The sequence below is a fragment of the Erythrobacter sp. SD-21 genome, assembly GCF_000181515.1.
GTDB lineage: Bacteria > Pseudomonadota > Alphaproteobacteria > Sphingomonadales > Sphingomonadaceae > Qipengyuania.
Genome location: NZ_ABCG01000002.1, coordinates 466,223 through 482,306, shown reverse-complemented (window position 1 = coordinate 482,306; position 16,084 = coordinate 466,223). Strand labels below are relative to the sequence as shown.

Sequence of the window (16,084 nt, the reverse complement as noted above, 5' to 3'; positions counted from 1 at the left end):
CCCTTGCAAAAAGTAGGAAAGGCCGATCGGGCCGTCGCTCGCCAGCGCCCCACTTGCGCGCTGCCACCGTCGCAACTAGCTAACACACCATGGCAGACCCCTATTCCACCCTCGGCGTCGCGCGCAGCGCAGACGAAAAGGCGATCAAGAGCGCCTATCGCAAGCTCGCCAAGGAACTGCATCCTGACAAGAACAAGGACAATCCCAAGGCTTCGGAGAAGTTCTCCGACGTGACCAAGGCCTATGACCTCTTGTCCGACAAGGACAAGCGCGCCCAGTTCGACCGCGGTGAGATCGACATGGAAGGCAATCCGACCAATCCCTTCGGAGGCATGGGCGGCGGCGGCTTCAACGGTGGCGGTTTCGGCGGCGCGCGTGGATCCGGTGGCCAGCGCGGCTTCCGGGCGGAGGATTTCGAAGGCTTCGGCAACGAGAACGTCGACCTCGGTGACATTTTCGAAGGCCTCTTCGGCGGTGGCCGGGGCGGCGCGCGCGGACGTTCCGGCGGCATGGGCGGTGACCCCTTCGGTGGCCGGCGCCCCCCACCCCAGAAGGGCGCGGACATTGCCTATAATCTGCGGGTCGCCTTCACCGACGCCGCCACGCTGAAGGACCAGCGGATCACGCTGGCCGACGGCAAGACGATCGACCTGAAACTGCCCAAGGGGCTCGAGGACGGCACGCAGATGCGCCTCAAGGGCAAGGGCCAGCAGGGCCCCGGCGGCGCGGGTGACGGCCTCGTCACCATCAAGGTCGACCGGCACAAGCTCTTCACGCGCGACGGTTTCGACGTGCGTTTCGACCTGCCGATCACGCTCGACGAGGCGGTGAACGGGGGCAAGGTCCGCGTGCCCACGGTCGACGGGCCGGTGATGATGAGCATCAAGGCAGGCACGAGTGGCGGGACCGTGCTGCGCCTCAAGGGCAAGGGCTTCACCAGGAAGGACGGCAGCCGCGGCGACCAGCTGGTGACGCTGGAAATTCAGCTGCCGAAAGACCTCGGCGAACTTGCCAAGCGGCTCGATGGGTGGAAGGACGACAGCGACCCGCGAGCCGACCTCGGAGCCTAAGGACTGTCTCCCTCCCACCTTCCCCCGCCGCAAGAGCGCGAAATCTATTCGCTCTCGCCCGAGGCACGCCGCAAGGAAGCGCATCACCTCAGCGGGCGGATCAAGAACCACGTCGGCCCGGGAACGCGCGCCTGGCAAGTGGCCAAGCGCACGTTGGTCGGCACCTATAACGACGGTTTCATCCACGCCGGCAACCTCGCCTATCTGGCGATGCTGGCGATTTTCCCCTTCTTCATCCTCGGTGCGGCCGTGTTTTCCGCCATCGGCGAGGAAAGCGAGCGGGCGGCCACGATCAACGCCGTCCTCTACGCCCTGCCCCCGGTGGTCGGCAACGTCATTGAGCCGGTCGCGCGCGACGTCGTGCAGGCGCGCAGCGGCTGGTTGCTCTGGGCCGGGGCTTTCGTCGCCTTGTGGACTGTCGGCAGCCTCGTCGAAACCATTCGCGACATCCTGCGCCGCGCTTATGGCACAGAGGCGACGAAGGCGTTCTGGAAGTACCGCCTGTTTTCGACCGGCGTGATCCTCGGTGCGGTTTTCCTGCTCATGCTGAGTCTGATGGCGCAATTCGTGATCGGCACGGCGCAGCAGGTGATCGAGGCCTATTTCCCCCAGCTAGTCGACCGGCTGCTCGAACTGCAACTGTCGCGCATCGTGCCCGCCTTCGGCCTGTTCGGTTCGCTCTACCTTATCTTCTACACGCTGACCCCGTCGAAATACCGCCGCCACCGCTACCCCAAATGGCCGGGTGTCCTGCTGACGACGCTGTGGTGGATCGCGGTGACGACGATCATGCCCGCAGTGCTGAGTAGCTTTTTTACCTACGATCTCACCTATGGCGGTCTGGCGGGCGTGATGATCGCGCTGTTCTTTTTCTGGCTTGTCGGCCTCGGTGTCGTTATCGGCGCGGAACTGAACGCTGCCCTTGCGGAAACTCCGGAAGAGGAGATGACCATGGTCGGGCAGAAAGACGATCGGCGAAGGGCGCAGCTCGCCAGGGAAATGCTGGAAGAACGGGAAGGAATTGAGGAATGAGCGGTCTGACGAAGGGCAAGCGCGGCCTCATCATGGGGTTGGCCAATGACAAATCGCTGGCCTGGGGCATCGCCAAGAAGCTGCACGAACATGGCGCGGAAATGGCGTTCTCCTACCAGGGCGATGCGCTGAAGAAGCGGGTCATCCCCCTCGCCGAGCAGCTCGGCAGTGATTTTACCTTCGAATGCGACGTATCTGACATGGACGCGCTCGACCGCGCTTTCGACACGTTGAAGGAGCGCTGGGACACGATCGATTTCGTGGTGCATGCCATCGGTTTTTCCGACAAGAACGAACTGCGCGGCAAATATCTCGATACCAGCCTCGACAACTTCCTCGTGACGATGAACATCTCGGCCTATTCTCTGGTTGCCGTGGCCAAGCGGGCGCGGGAAATGATGCCCAATGGCGGATCGATCCTGACGCTGACCTATTATGGCGCGGAAAAGGTCATGCCGCATTACAACGTGATGGGCGTGGCCAAGGCTGCGCTGGAAACCAGCGTCCAGTACCTCGCCAACGATCTTGGCCCCGAGGGCATCCGTGTGAACGCCATCAGTGCCGGGCCGATCAAGACGCTGGCCGCCAGCGGCATTGGCGACTTCCGTTACATCCTCAAGTGGAACGAGTTGAATTCGCCCCTGCGCCGCAACGTCACTATCGACGACGTCGGCGGCTCGGGCCTCTATTTCCTCTCCGATCTTTCCTCCGGCGTGACGGGCGAAACGCATCACGTTGATGCCGGCTACCATATCGTGGGCATGAAGCAGGAAGACGCGCCCGACATCGCGCTCGACAAGGGCTGACGGCTTCATGCGGATCCTTGTCACCGGGGCGGCGGGCTTTATCGGCGCGGCCGTCGCCGAGCGGCTTTGCACGCGCGGCGACGAGGTTCTGGGGATCGACAGCCTCAACGACTATTATCAGGTATCGCTGAAGCGCGACCGCGTGGCGCATGTCGAGGACGGCGCGGCGGGGCGCTTCGCTTTCAAGCAGGTCGACTTTGCAGACTGGTCCGCGCTGAGCGCGGCGCTGGAAGGCGAGAGCTTCGACCGCATCGTCCACGTCGGCGCGCAGGCCGGCGTGCGCTACAGCCTTGAAAACCCGCGTGCCTATGTCGAGGCGAATCTGTTGGGGCATTTGAACCTCCTCGAGGTCGCCCGCGCGCGCGGCAGTTCGCACATGGTCTATGCAAGCTCCTCCTCCGTCTATGGCGGCAACGAGCAGCTGCCCTTTGCAGTGGAGGACCGGGTCGACCACCCCGTCTCGCTCTACGCCGCGACCAAGCGCGCCGACGAGCTGATGAGCGAGACATACGCCCATCTATACGGCATCCCGCTAACGGGCCTGCGGTTCTTCACCGTCTATGGCCCCTGGGGGCGCCCCGACATGGCCGCCTGGCTCTTCACCGAGGCGATCCTCAAGGGCGAGCCGATCAAGGTGTTCAACAAGGGGGAAATGTGGCGCGACTTCACCTATATCGACGATATCGTCGCGGGCGTTCTCGCCTGTATCGACAGCCCGCCCGCCAATGACGGCGCGCCCAAGCCCGGCGGCAGCACCAAGGCCCATGCGCTCTACAACATCGGCAATCATCGCAGCGAGAAGCTCACCCGCGTGATCGAACTGATCGAGGAGGCTTGCGGCAGGAAGGCGAAGGTCGAACTGCTTCCGATGCAGCCGGGCGATGTCGCGCGGACCTATGCCGATATCGACGCGATCCAGCGCGATCTCGGCTACCAGCCGACCACGCGGATCGAGGACGGCATTCCGAAATTCGTCGAGTGGTACCGTGAGTACCACGGGGTCTAGCTTTTAGACCCAGCCCATTATCAAGCTCACTGCGTAGACGAGAGCCGCCAGCAACAAGAAATATAGGAAGCTGCGCGGAATCAATTGTCGCTCGCGCGCGTCTTCGGGATGCCCTTGTGCGAAGGTGAGCCTCTCGGTCGAACCAATCTCGGACCGAGCCTGGAAAAACCGGTCCGCTTCGTATTTTTGCCCTTCGTACTCGAAACGATAGCGGGTGGTTGGCCCCTCCCAGTAGAGGAACCCTGAGTGGCGGGGGTTCTCGATCACTTCCGCGTCGACTGCCACATTCGGCCGCGTCACCCGCCGGCAATCCACCCGCAATAACCGCCCCAGCATGTAGGCGACGAAGGCGAGGATGATGAGTCCGGTGATCAGCGCTCGCTCTCTGCCAGCAGGTCGCAGATGCGCTGCGCAGATTTTCCGTCGCCGAAGGGATTATGCGCGCGTGCCATTTCGGCATAGGCGGCCTCGTCGTCGAGCAGGCGGAAGGTTTCGCGCACGATAGTGTCGGCATTTGTGCCAACCAGCTTTGCCGTGCCCGCTTTGACCCCTTCGGGGCGTTCGGTGGTCTCGCGCAGTACCAGCACCGGCTTGCCCAGCGCGGGCGCTTCTTCCTGCACTCCCCCGCTATCGCTCAGCATCAAGTGGCTGAGACCGAGCAGGCGGGCGAAATGCGGGTAGTCGAGCGGCTCGATCAACGCGACATTTTCGAGCCCCTCGAGTTCGGCGCTCATCACCGCGCGGACATTGGGATTCCTATGGACCGGGCAAATAACCGCCACGTCATCACGAGAGGCGATGCGTTTAACCCCATTGGCGATATTCTGCATGCCCTCGCCGAAATTCTCGCGCCGGTGGGCGGTCATGCCAATGATGCGCTTGCCAGCGAAGCGCGCTTCCAGTCCGGCAAGGCCCTGCGCGAGCGAGGGGTGCTCCTCGATCCGCTTCGTCACCCATTCCAGCGCGTCGATCACCGTATTGCCGGTAACATGCACCGTCGCCGGATTGGTGTTTTCCCTTAGCAAGGCCTCGGCGGCGGCCCGCGTCGGCGCGCAATGAAGCCTGGCGAAGGTCCCCACCATGCGCCGGTTCACCTCTTCGGGCCAAGGCTGGTGGATATCGCCGCTCCTCAGGCCCGCCTCGACATGGCAGACCGGGATTTTGCGATAATAGGCAGCCAGCGCGCCCGCCATGACCGTGGTCGTATCGCCCTGCACCACCACCCAGTCGGGCCTTTCCTCGTCGAGCACCGCGCCAATTCCCATCAACGCCCGCGCCGTCAGCGAGTCGAGCGTCTGCCGATCGGTCATCAGGTCGAGATCGTGGTGAAGCGAGATGGCCGCGATGGCGAGCACCTGGTCGAGCATATCGCGATGCTGCGCTGATACGCAAACGCGGCTCTCGAAGCGGTCGTCCGCTTCCAGCGCGTGGACCAGAGGAAAGAGCTTGATCGCTTCGGGACGCGTACCGAAAACGGTGAGGATGCGGGGCCTGCTCATCCGTGATGGGCTAACCGCAAACCCCCGTCCTACAAAGGAAAATCAGCCGTCCGGATCGCCCGCGACGACCTCCGCCTCGGCCGGCGGGCCGACTTCCGGAAGCGCCTCTTCCTCGCCCGGCGTGGCGGCCGCGCGTTCGCGTTCGAGCCGCTCCATATATTCGCGCTCGATCATTTCGACCTCTTCCTGCGTGCGCTCGGCATCGGCATCGATCGTCGAAAGGCGCTCGGCGCGCGTGGCGGCAATCACTTCGCTGAAGCGTACGTCGGAGGAATCCTCCTTGTCGGCATAGGCCTTGCGGATCATTTCCTGCGTGCAGCCGGTCATGCCACCGGCGCCTGCAGGCGAGCAGGACAGCGTGCCGAAATCGCCTACCATTTCGAGCCGCTCGACGCGTTCGGCCCAGCTCTGGGCCTGCGGGCCGTCGGTAAACCGCAGGCTTTCGGGAATGCGGTAGCGCTCACTTTCGGCCTGCCGCGCGCAGACGACGATGGTGCCGTCATCGCTTTGCGGGCATTCGTCGTCGCCATAGACGATAACCATATTGTAGCTCTCGTCTCCCGTATCGACCGGGGTCTGAGCCTGCGCGGGCGTGGTGAGCGCGGCGGCGGAAAGGGCGATGGGGGCGAACAGGAAACGGGTCATCGGATGCCTCTTGGCTGGGGACCGGCGGATTAGGCGCGCGGGAGGGTGAACTGTCAATGAAGCGCTTGGGGAAGCGGGCTCGTTCCCGTCAGATACGTTCGGAAATCCTGATCGCCGCCTTGCACCCCAGGCGGATGAGGCCGGACAGCACGGGATAGGCGGGCGCACGCTCGGCTCCGGCGGCTAGCGCGGCGTCGCGATGCTCGCGCTCGTCTTCGCGGAATTCCTCGATCATCGCGGCGAGTTCGGGATCTTCGTTGGTGGCTTCGAGCTCGTCCAGCTGTTTCGAATAGTGCTTGTCGATCTCGGTTTCGACCGCGGCGGTGCAGGCCATTGCCGCTTCGGGACCGATCAGCGCCGTGGCGGCACCGAGCGCGAACCCGGCCTTGTCCCAGAAGGGCTGGAGTACGGTGGGACGCACGCTGCGGCGCGCCATCAGCGCATCGAACTTGGCGCGGTGCCCCGCCTCCTGCTCGGCCATGCCGGCGATTTCCGCCGAGTCGGGGCCGCGATCGCCCATGACGGCAAGCTGTCCGGCATAGATCCGAGTGGCCCCGAATTCGCCGGCCTGGTCGACCCGGATCATCCGGGCGATGTGATCGGGCGTGGCGGTTTTGCGCGTCGTAGTCATGCTTTGGCGTCCTTGCGCAGCAGGGAAAGGATGAACAGGGCCGCGCCGGTCGAGATCAGGAAGTTGAACCCGGCCAGGCTGATGCCCACCAGCGTCCACGGGGCCTCGTCGCAGCGCACCACGGGGGCGTTCATGATCGCGTCGAGCGCGCTCTGGCCCTCTTCGAGCTGGGGCACGGCGGCGCAGGAGGTCACCCCTTCCCACAGATCGTATTCGACACCTGCGTGGAAGAAGCCGATGAGGCCAGAGGTGAGGATGCCGCCCGCCGCCAGCGCCACCCACAGGCGCTTGGGCGCGACGAAAAACGAGATCAGCGCGAGGCCGACTGCGGCAAAATGCGGGTACCGCTGCCACCAGCACATCTCGCATGGATAGAGGCCGAACCCAAATTGCGAGATATAGGCCCCCGCCAGCAACAGCGCGGGGACCGCCAGGGCGAGGCGCTGCGCAAGGCGCAGATGCGGACTGTCGATCATGCTCACCCGGCGAGCGCTAGCCTCACTTCTTGCGGCTGGCAACGGCGCTCGGGCTGGTCCGGCGCAAGGTCTGCACGGCGTAATGCAGCTGGAAATCCTCGATACCCCGCTCTTCCAGCTCCTCGGCGGTCAGCTGGAAGCGGGGGTCGGAGCGCGTGTCGTTCTCCAGTTCCTCGTCCTTGATGCCGAGTTCGTTGATCAGATGGCCGCGCAAATCGCTTTCGCGCATGGTGAACTTGCTGCGCTTGGCCAGATCGGGATCGGTCAGCTGCGGGACCTTTATGTCCGGCTTGATGCCGCCTTCCTGCACCGAGTGGCCCGAAGGGGTGTAATAGCGCGCGGTGGTGAGCTTCAGGGCGGCGTCGCGGCCCAGCGGCAGCAGCGACTGGACGCTGCCCTTGCCGAAGCTGCGCTGCCCCATGACCACGGCGCGGCGGTGGTCTTGCAGTGCGCCCGCCACGATTTCGCTGGCCGAGGCCGATCCGGCGTCGATCAGGACGACGATCGGCAGGCCCTCGGCAATATCGCCGCGGAATACGGTTTCGGCGTCGTAGGTGATCGATTCGCCCCGGGCGCGGCCGCGCTGCGAGACGATCTGCCCCTTGGAAAGGAACAAGTCCGACAGCGCCACCGCCTCGTCGAGCGAGCCGCCGGGGTTCGAACGCATGTCGAGCACCAGCCCGTTGAGGCGGCCGGTGGCCTGTTCCTGCAAGTCCTTCCACGCGGCAAAGACATCGCTGCCGACATCGCGCGAGAACTCGTTGATCATGATATGGCCGATATTGCCGTCTTGGAGCTCCCAGGTCACCGGCTCCAGTTCGATAACGCCGCGCGTCACATCGACTTCGAGCGGCTCCTCCGCGCCGGGGCGGAATACGGTCAGGCGGATCGAGGTGCCAGCCTGACCACGCATGCGGGCGACCGCCTCGTCCAGTTCGAGACCGTAGATCAGCTCGCCGTCGAGATGGGTGATATAGTCGCCCGCCTTGATGCCGGCCTTGTCCGCCGGGCTCCCACGGAAGGGCGAGATCACCTTGACGGCGCCATCCTCGCCCACGACCGAGAGGCCGAGGCCGGAGTAATTGCCGTCGATCATGGTTTCGAGGCGCTGCAGGTCGCTGCCGTCGAGATAGGCCGAATGCGGATCGAGCGCGGTCAGCATCCCGCTGATCGCGCCGTTGATCAGGACATCGTCCTCCACCGGCTCGACGTAACTGGCCTTAACCCGCTGATAGACAGCAAAAAGCTTGGAAAATTCCGGACCGGCGCTGCCATCCACACGGGCCATGCCGGCAGTGGTAGCGGGCACGAGCGCGACGGCGGTGACGAGAGCGGCCGAACGGACGAGGGCGGCAAATTTCATAAAAGAGAGGACTCCAGGCTTTGAGCGAAGTCTATATCGCATCGCCAGTGAATGAAAGATGAGCCGCAAAGGCCCTCGAGCGCTATGGTTTTTCGACCGAGCACTCGCAGGGTCGATCAGCGCACGCGATCAAGCGGGTTTACGGGCGTGCCACCGCGGCTCAATTCGAGGCCTATCGAGGGGTTGCTGCGCGGCGCAAGGCCGAGCGGGGAGCCCGCGCCGACCCCCTGCCCCGTGCGCACAGAAATCGAGGCAAGCCCGGTCAGGAGACTCGTCCAGCCTCCCTCATGCTCTATGATAACGATGCTGCCATAACCCTCGTATTGCCCTGCAAAAGCGATCCGTCCCGCGCCCGGAGCGACTACCTGCGCACCCGGGCGCGGCGCCATGACGATGCCGGGACGGCGCGAGCCGCCCGCGATCTGTTCACCGAAGCCCGCGCTTACGCGCCCGGTGACCGGGAGGATGTAGCCTTCGAGGCCGCCGCTGCTCTCGGCACGCCGTGCAGGAGCGGGCAGTGGGGCGGCGCCCGGTTCGGAGGGGCGGGCAATGGGTCCGTCGAGCGCGGCGAGCCGCGTGCGCAGCGCGGCGTTCTGTTCGAAGCCGCCGACCAGCGCGTCGAGGTCGCGCGCCTCCTCGGCCAAGGCGAGGGCGCGAGCCGCTTCGCGATTCGCGCCGCCAGCTGCCTGGGCTGCGAGGACACGCTCTCTTTCGGCGAGCGCCGCCATGTCTCGGCGGCGCGTTTCGAGCCGTGTTTCGGCCTCGCGCCTCTCGCCCAGGGCGGCGCGGCGCTGGTTCTCGAGGTCGCGTGCGCGCGCCAGTTCGCCGCGCAGGCCTGCCGTGCGCTGGCGGACGACGGGGATCGCGCTGCCTAGGACCGCACGGGTGTGGACGACGTCGCGCAGCGATCCGGGCTGGAGCGCAGCCAGCGCCAGCGGGCGGCGCGCCATGGTCTCGAGCGCGGCAGTCAGGCGGACGAGCGGCTCGCGGCGCTCGGCAAGGCGGCGGTCGAGTGTGCGCCTTTCGCGCGTGACCAGCGCCACTTCCGCCTGCGCGGCGGCAACGCCGGCTTCGGCCTGCTGCACGCGCGCGGCGAGCGCGGCCGCCTGGCTGAGCGCCTTGGCCTCCGCTTCCTCGGCGCGCGCGCTTTCCTGTTCGAGATTTTCCGCGCGGCGGCGGGCGTTGCGCTGCTGCTGGCGCGCGATGTCGAGCGCCTGGCGCGCGCTCTCGAGGTCTGGCGCGGTCGAGGCCGTTTGTGCGGCAAGCGGCGCAAGCCCTTGCCATCCGGCGAAAATCGCCAGGCTGACGGCAAGCAGGTAGGCGGCGGCGCGGTTCATAGCGTCACAGGCTCTGCCCGATTATCCGCTGCGATGGTAGGGGTGTCCGGCAATGATCGTCGTCGCGCGATAAAGCTGTTCGGCCAGCATGGCGCGCGCGAGCAGGTGCGGCCAGGTCGCCTTGCCGAAAGCGAGCAGCAGATCCGCATCGCGCCGCTCCGCTTCCGAATGCCCGTCGGCCGCCCCCAGCACGAAGCGACATTCGCGCATGCCGTCGTCGCGCCAACGTTCGAGAATTTCGGCGAGTTTTTCGGAAGGGAGATCCTTGCCCCGCTCGTCGAGCAGGACGGTCTTGTATGGCGTCTGCGGATCAGGAATGCGCCCGCCCGTCTCCGGGAGTTCGGTAAACTTCACCGGCCACGTCAGCCGCTTTTCATACCGCGCGACGAGATCGGCCTCGGGAGACCGAGCGATTTTGCCGCGCGCGATGACGTGGAGAAGCAAAGACATACCTCACGAAGCGCACCTGTCCCGGGTCACGGCAGTCAAAGGGCGACCGCCCGCCCACAGGTGCTCGACGCTGCAAGCGTCGAAATAGCGCCGAGGACGCTCGCGCGGAGGCGCGAGCGGAAAGCAAAAGCGCTTACGCCGTGCCGGCCACGGGCGGCGCGTCGCCGAAGGCCCACATGCGCTCCAAATTGTAGAAGCTGCGGACTTCGGGGCGGAACAGGTGGACGACGATGTCGCCCGCGTCGAGCAGCACCCAGTCGGCCGCCGGAAGCCCTTCGAGCTTAACCGGGCCATAGCCGTTCTGCTTCAGCTTTTCGGCGAGTTTCTGCGCGATCGAGGCAACCTGGCGCGTCGAACGGCCAGAGGCGATCACCATGTAATCGGCGATCGAGCTCTTGCCTGCGAGATCGATGGTCACGACCTCCTGCGCCTGGTCGTCGTCGAGCTGTTTCAGCACGAAGTCGAGCAGTTCCTGTTTGTCGGCGTCAGTCATGCGAATAACCTTCGCACTCGTGGTTCCGGAGGCAGCCGGGTCTGTATGCGCCTGAGTCATAGGCGTTTGTCTTGCTCCTGAGTTGGTAGGCCCTTGAGATAGGGTGCGTCATGGAAAGAACAACGCGATTCCTCACGTGGTCGTTTCCTCCCTTGCGGGAATCAGACGGTGTGTAACCTGGTCTCGCGGGGAAAAACCGGCGTGGCGCGATGCCCAGTCGGGGTCGACGCGGCGGATCGCCGTGGCCGAACGCGGGTCGGGATCGAAACGCAATGTCACCAGTGCCGGTGCGCTCCATTCGCCCCCATTTCGAAAACTGGACAAAGGCCGCTGGAAGCGCCTGAGCCAGGCCGTCGCGGGGCTTGCGACAGCCTGGGCATCATAGCCGGGCCGCGCGATCACCGCAATCGGCATCCTGCGGGCGATCCCCCGCCAATCGCGCCAGAGGTGAAACTGGGCGAGGTTGTCCGCCCCCATCAGCCACACGAACCGGCGCTTGGGAAAGCGGCTGGTGATCGCGCGCAGCGTGTCGACGGTATAGCGCGTGCCAAGCTCGCGCTCGATTGCGGTGACGCGGATCGGGGCTCTTCTTGCCTGCGCGGTTGCGGCCGCGAATCGCGCCGCCAGCGGCGCCATGCCCTTTTTCGGCTTCAGCGGGTTTCCGGGCGACACCAGCCACCAGACCTCGTCGAGCCCCAAGGCGTCCCTTGCGAACAGCGACACGCGGCGATGCCCGCCATGCGCCGGATTGAAGCTACCGCCGAGCAGGCCGATTTTCGGGCCAGTTCGGTTCACGGGCTTGCGTTGGCGGCGGCTTGCAGGATTCGCACGGTCATGCCTCCGCCCTATCAGGCCGCACCCCAGTTGTCAGCGCGTGCGGGCATTCACGAATCGCGAGCTTATGGTTAACCACTTTGAAACTTTTTAAGCCTGCCAATTTTCGAAAATTTTCCTGTGTCGAAACGCTTCGTCCCGTCGATTGCTCAACTCGTGGATTCCCCGGGAACCCGGATTCGATTTTGTTAGGATTCTCGCATACGACCAGTCTCAGGGATAAAAGACCAAGGGACGGGTCGTTTTGGACAACACACAAGCCAAGCTCGGCTGGGTAAGCCGTATCAACAGCTGGTTTCCGGATCGCGAATTTTTCATGCGTTCGGAAGGCCAGGTTCGATTCATCACCATCTCCTCGCGGGTGCAGAAGGCTGCGGCGGCTACCGCCGTGTTCGTTGCGTTCGTGTGGGCGGTGTCGCTCGCGATCGCCGGCTGGGCGCAGTACAGCGCCAGCGCCGACCGCGCGAGCCTGCTGAGCCGCGAAGCCAAGGTCGCCACCTCCGAAGAACGTCTCGCCGCTTACGGTGACAATCTCGAAGCGGTCAGCAGCGATCTCGATCGCCGCATGGAATTCATCGAAGGTGTCGCCGAACTGCTGCCGGCCGACATGAAGGTCGACACCCGCATCAGCGATTCCTCGGGCGAAGCCGCCGCCACGGTCGAAAAAGTCAGCGCCGCCTTCCCGCAGGCCGCCGAACTCGCCCGCATCGAAGCCCGCCAGCTTGCCGTCGTCGAAGGGCTGACCCGTTACGCCGACTGGCGCGCCCAGCGCGCCGCCGACGCGCTCAAGAAGCTCGAAATCAACCCCGACGCCGTCGTGCGCCGCAGCGAACGTCAGGCGATGGGTGGTCCGCTCGAAGGCCTCGCCACCGATGCCAACGGCACGATCGATCCGCGTTTCGAACGCCTCGGCCTTTCGATGGCCCGCATGAGCGCGCTCGAGCAGGCGCTCGAAGGCGTCCCCCAGTTCGCTCCGGCCAAAGGCATCATCACCTCGAAGTTCGGCTATCGCCGCGATCCGTTCAACCGCCGCGCCGCCATGCACAACGGACTCGACTTCCGCGGCGCCACCGGCGCCCCGATCTTCGCCGCCGCCAAGGGCCGCGTCACCTTCGTCGGCCGCAAGGGCGGTTACGGCAACACGGTCGAGATCACGCATGGCAACGGCCTCATGACCCGCTACGCACACATGTCGGCTTTCCGGGCCAAGGTCGGCGAAACGGTGCAGCCGGGCGAGGTCATCGGTGCTATTGGCAGCACCGGACGTTCGAGCGGCCCGCACCTCCACTTCGAGGTTCGCAGCAACGGACGGCCTCTCAACCCTCGTACCTTCCTGGAGACAGCCCCCAATGTTCTCGAAGAAATCCGCCGAGCCCCAGAGCTCGCCCACGCCGCCCACTAATTCAGGACGCACTTCCTCCATGGCATCCAAGAACAGCTCCACTTTCTCGGTCCTCGGTTCGGACCTCGCCATCAAGGGCGATATCAAGGCTTCGGCCGACCTTCACATCGACGGCAACGTCGAGGGCGACATCGCCTGCACCAGCCTCGTGCAGGGCGAATCCAGCAAGGTCACCGGCGCGGTGGAAGCGGAAACCGCCCGCCTTGCCGGCACGGTCGACGGTTCGATCACCGCGCGCGAGCTGGTGATACTCAAGACCGCCCGCATTACCGGCGACGTGTTCTACGACGCGCTGACCATCGAGCAGGGTGCACAGGTCGAAGGGCGCTTCGCCCACCGCAATCCGAAGAAGGCGGCAACCGCTGCGCCCAAGGGTGACACGAAGCCGGAGCTCCAGCTCGCGAACTAAGTTTACGCCTTTCTCCAGCTAGGAGAGGATTGGGCCGTCCCGCGAGAACGGGTGCGGCCCTTTCTATACGTGCGGGTCAAATGCCGATTTCGGCGCGCAGAGCCTTGCGGTCGAGCTTGCCGACAAGCGTCTTCGGCAATTCCTCGCGGATGACGATGCTTTCGACTCGCTCGTGCTTGCCGACGCGGGCGTTGAGCCATTCGCACAGGTCTTCAGCCGTTGCCGTTTCGTCGTTGAGCGTCACATAGGCGCGCGGACGTTCACCGAGGTATTCGTCGGGTACGCCGATCACCAACACCTCTTTCACTGCCTCGTTTTCGAGCAGCACGTCCTCGACCTGGCTCGGAAAGACCTTGAAGCCGCCGACGGCGATCATGTCCTTGATGCGGTCGACGATCTCGAGGAAGCCGTCCTCGTCCATGACCGCGACATCGCCGGTGCGCAGGTAACGTTTGCCGTCGCGAACCACGAAAGTGTCGTTGCCGGCTTCGGGCTTGTTCCAGTAACCGCGCATGACCTGCGGGCCGTGGATCGCAAGTTCGCCGGGCTCGCCTTCGGGAGCAAGATTTTCGGGGTCTTCCTTGTCGAGGAAAATGACCTCTGTGCCCATCACCAGCTGGCCGATGGTGCCTTTCTTGCGCACGCCCTCATAGGGGTTGGCCGAAACCACGCCCGAACTTTCGGTCAGGCCATAGCCTTCGACCACGCGCACACCCGTTACCGCCTCGAACTTGTCGTGCACGGGCGCGGGCATGGGCGCGCCGCCGGAAATGCAAACCTTGATCGAGGAAATATCGGTCTTGGCGAGTTTGGGATGGTCGAGCAGCGCCTGGAACATCGTGGGCACGCCCGGGAAACCGGTAGTCTTGTACTTGGCGATGGTGTCGAGCACCTGTCCGGCGTCGAAGCGCGGCACCATGGCAATCGAGCCGCCGGTGACCATCGCATGGTTTAGCAGCGCGGTGTTGGCGAAGACGTGGAAAAAGGGCAGCGCGCCCATGAAGACTTCGCTCGACGGATCGCCAAAGGGGTTGAGCCCGGCGGTCTGCTGCGCGTTCATCGCCAGCTGGGAATGGCCGAGCATGGCGCCCTTGGGCCGGCCCGTGGTGCCGCCGGTGTACTGCAGCAGCGCGATGTCTTCCGCCGCATCGATAGGCGGGAAGCTGGTCTTGGCCGGGTCGCCCAGCATGTCGCCAAAGCCGAGAATTGTGTTCGAGTAGGAGACCTTGGCTACCTTGCTCCGGCCCAGCGTCTTGAGCGCCAGACCCTTGTACCACGGCAGCATGTCGGCCAGCGAGCCGACCACCAGCGTTTCCAGCTCCGAACAATCGAGCACACTTGCGGCGGTGGTGTAGAGTTCGGGCACATCGAGCGAGACCAGCAACCGTGTTCCCGAATCGGCAACCTGCCAGGCCAGTTCCTCCACCGTATAGAGCGGCGAGTAATTAACCACGATCGCGCCCGCCATCATCGCCCCGTAATAGGCGGAGGCGTAGATCGGGACGTTGGGCAGGAAAAGACCGACCCTGTCGCCCGGCTTGATGCCGCGCGCAATCAGCCCCGCGGCGAACTGCTGCGCTTCGCGATGGACCTCGGAATAGGTGTAGCTGCGGCCGAGGAAGTGGAGGAAGGGCTTGTCCGGGTGTTTCGCCAGCGTCTGCTCCAGCAACTCGGGCAGGCTCGCCAGCTGGAACTGCGTGTCCCACGACGTGGGATGGTGATAGGTGTAGCTATTTACATCCATGTCAGTAGCATGGCGCAAATGCGCCTAAACGCAAGCAAAAAGGGCGGGAAAAGCTGTTGCCCCTCCCGCCCTTTCGTCAAATCGTCAGTTACGGCTCAGGCCTCGCCCGCGCCCCCTTCGGCCTCGGCGGCCCGCTTGGCGGTGAGCCAGGCCTCGGCCTCGGCTTCCTGCGCGGCTTCGGCGGCGGCTTTTTCATTGGCGTCACGCTCGGCGCGCAGTTCCTCGATCAGCTTCTCGCGATCGCTCGCGCCGCTGGGGGCGGGAGCCGCCTCTTCGCCTTCCTCGGGAGCCGGCAGGTTCTTGGCCGCCTTGGCCACCACGGCGTCGAGCTCGCGCTGCGAACACAGGCCGAGCGTTACCGGGTCCTTGGGCTGGATGTTCTGGATGTTCCAATGGCTGCGCTCGCGGATCGCGGTGATCGTGTTGCGCGTGGTGCCGATGAGCTTGGAAATCTGCGCGTCGGATACTTCCGGATGGCTCCGCAGCAGCCAGGCGATACCGTCGGGCTTGTCCTGGCGCTTGGATACCGGCGTGTAGCGCGGGCCCTTGGTGCGGCTGACCGCGACCGGCGCGCGCTGCATCTTGAGGCGGTATTCGGGGTCCTGCTGGCCCTTCTCGATTTCTTCCTGCGTCAGCTCGCCGGAATGGAGCGGGTCGCGGCCCGTGTACTTGCTGCTCGCGAGATCGTCCGCCATGGCCTGCACTTCGAGGATGTGGAGACCGCAGAATTCCGCGATCTGTTCGAAGGAAAGCCCGGTGTTGTCGACCAGCCAGGTGGCGGTCGCATGCGGCATCAGCGGGGTGGGTTGGTCGGCCATGGAATATGCCTTTTCGAATGTCTCAAAATAGAAGGGCCGCCCCTCGCGGAGCGGCCATTGCCCGGCTCA

The 16,084-nt window shown here is 64.8% G+C and carries 18 protein-coding genes; 6 read left to right on the top strand and 12 right to left on the bottom strand.

The features are described from left to right. The first annotated feature begins 89 nt into the window (after positions 1–89). The 4 genes from ED21_RS05705 to ED21_RS05690 all read left to right on the top strand — a co-directional run bounded on the left by ED21_RS05705 (position 90) and on the right by ED21_RS05690 (position 3,914). The gene (locus ED21_RS05705) at positions 90–1,070 is read left to right on the top strand and encodes a DnaJ C-terminal domain-containing protein (RefSeq protein WP_006832895.1); all 981 of its coding nucleotides are present in this window, start codon (positions 90–92) and stop codon (positions 1,068–1,070) included. A 138-nt stretch (positions 1,071–1,208) separates the two neighbouring features. Next, entirely contained in the window at positions 1,209–2,102 is an 894-nt protein-coding gene (locus tag ED21_RS05700) for a YihY/virulence factor BrkB family protein (RefSeq protein WP_006832894.1), read from the top strand. Then, positions 2,099–2,908: an enoyl-ACP reductase FabI gene (gene fabI / locus ED21_RS05695; RefSeq protein WP_006832893.1), complete on the top strand. Its 810-nt coding sequence runs from the start codon at positions 2,099–2,101 to the stop codon at positions 2,906–2,908. The genes ED21_RS05700 and fabI overlap by 4 nt, the downstream gene beginning before the upstream one ends. A 7-nt stretch (positions 2,909–2,915) precedes the next feature. Next, positions 2,916–3,914, top strand: a complete 999-nt coding sequence (locus tag ED21_RS05690; RefSeq protein ID WP_006832892.1) for an NAD-dependent epimerase/dehydratase family protein — start codon at positions 2,916–2,918, stop codon at positions 3,912–3,914. A gap of 3 nt (positions 3,915–3,917) precedes the next feature. Here the strand turns inward: ED21_RS05690 and ED21_RS05685 are convergent, their stop codons facing one another. The 10 genes from ED21_RS05685 to ED21_RS05640 form a co-directional block, all read right to left on the bottom strand. Beyond that, a complete protein-coding gene (locus tag ED21_RS05685) occupies positions 3,918–4,199 on the bottom strand; it encodes a hypothetical protein (RefSeq protein ID WP_006832891.1) in 282 nt (93 codons plus the stop codon). Positions 4,200–4,285: 86 nt separating this feature from the next. After that, the gene (gene wecB / locus ED21_RS05680) at positions 4,286–5,413 is read right to left on the bottom strand and encodes a non-hydrolyzing UDP-N-acetylglucosamine 2-epimerase (RefSeq protein WP_006832890.1); all 1,128 of its coding nucleotides are present in this window, start codon (positions 5,411–5,413) and stop codon (positions 4,286–4,288) included. A 42-nt stretch (positions 5,414–5,455) separates the two neighbouring features. Continuing rightward, on the bottom strand, positions 5,456–6,058 hold the full coding sequence (locus tag ED21_RS05675) for a hypothetical protein (RefSeq protein ID WP_006832889.1): 603 nt from the start codon (positions 6,056–6,058) through the stop codon (positions 5,456–5,458). An 88-nt stretch (positions 6,059–6,146) separates the two neighbouring features. Next, a complete protein-coding gene (locus ED21_RS05670) occupies positions 6,147–6,689 on the bottom strand; it encodes a demethoxyubiquinone hydroxylase family protein (protein ID WP_006832888.1) in 543 nt (180 codons plus the stop codon). Then, positions 6,686–7,165, bottom strand: coding sequence for a disulfide bond formation protein B (locus tag ED21_RS05665; protein WP_198005817.1), 480 nt, complete (start codon positions 7,163–7,165; stop codon positions 6,686–6,688). The genes ED21_RS05670 and ED21_RS05665 overlap by 4 nt, the downstream gene beginning before the upstream one ends. Before the next feature lie 22 nt (positions 7,166–7,187). Then, entirely contained in the window at positions 7,188–8,528 is a 1,341-nt protein-coding gene (locus ED21_RS05660; protein ID WP_006832886.1) for a S41 family peptidase, read from the bottom strand. A gap of 116 nt (positions 8,529–8,644) precedes the next feature. Further along, positions 8,645–9,865 carry a murein hydrolase activator EnvC gene (locus ED21_RS05655; protein WP_006832885.1) on the bottom strand — a complete coding sequence of 407 codons (1,221 nt, stop codon included), beginning with the start codon at positions 9,863–9,865 and terminating at the stop codon, positions 8,645–8,647. Positions 9,866–9,886: 21 nt separating this feature from the next. Beyond that, positions 9,887–10,309, bottom strand: a complete 423-nt coding sequence (locus ED21_RS05650; protein WP_034921652.1) for a 23S rRNA (pseudouridine(1915)-N(3))-methyltransferase RlmH — start codon at positions 10,307–10,309, stop codon at positions 9,887–9,889. A 139-nt stretch (positions 10,310–10,448) separates the two neighbouring features. After that, a complete protein-coding gene (gene rsfS / locus ED21_RS05645; protein ID WP_006832883.1) occupies positions 10,449–10,808 on the bottom strand; it encodes a ribosome silencing factor in 360 nt (119 codons plus the stop codon). 132 nt (positions 10,809–10,940) lie between these two features. Next, the gene (locus ED21_RS05640) at positions 10,941–11,603 is read right to left on the bottom strand and encodes a nicotinate-nucleotide adenylyltransferase (protein ID WP_006832882.1); all 663 of its coding nucleotides are present in this window, start codon (positions 11,601–11,603) and stop codon (positions 10,941–10,943) included. A 283-nt stretch (positions 11,604–11,886) separates the two neighbouring features. Here ED21_RS05640 and ED21_RS05635 point away from each other — a divergent pair, with 283 nt between their 5' ends. After that, the gene (locus ED21_RS05635; protein ID WP_006832881.1) at positions 11,887–13,044 is read left to right on the top strand and encodes a M23 family metallopeptidase; all 1,158 of its coding nucleotides are present in this window, start codon (positions 11,887–11,889) and stop codon (positions 13,042–13,044) included. Between the two features lie 19 nt (positions 13,045–13,063). Further along, positions 13,064–13,453, top strand: a complete 390-nt coding sequence (locus ED21_RS05630; protein WP_006832880.1) for a polymer-forming cytoskeletal protein — start codon at positions 13,064–13,066, stop codon at positions 13,451–13,453. Between the two features lie 76 nt (positions 13,454–13,529). Here the strand turns inward: ED21_RS05630 and ED21_RS05625 are convergent, their stop codons facing one another. Continuing rightward, a complete protein-coding gene (locus tag ED21_RS05625) occupies positions 13,530–15,197 on the bottom strand; it encodes a long-chain fatty acid--CoA ligase (RefSeq protein ID WP_006832879.1) in 1,668 nt (555 codons plus the stop codon). A gap of 95 nt (positions 15,198–15,292) precedes the next feature. Next, positions 15,293–16,015 (bottom strand): DUF1013 domain-containing protein, encoded by a 723-nt coding sequence (locus ED21_RS05620; protein WP_006832878.1) that lies wholly within the window; start codon positions 16,013–16,015, stop codon positions 15,293–15,295. Positions 16,016–16,084 lie beyond the last annotated feature (69 nt).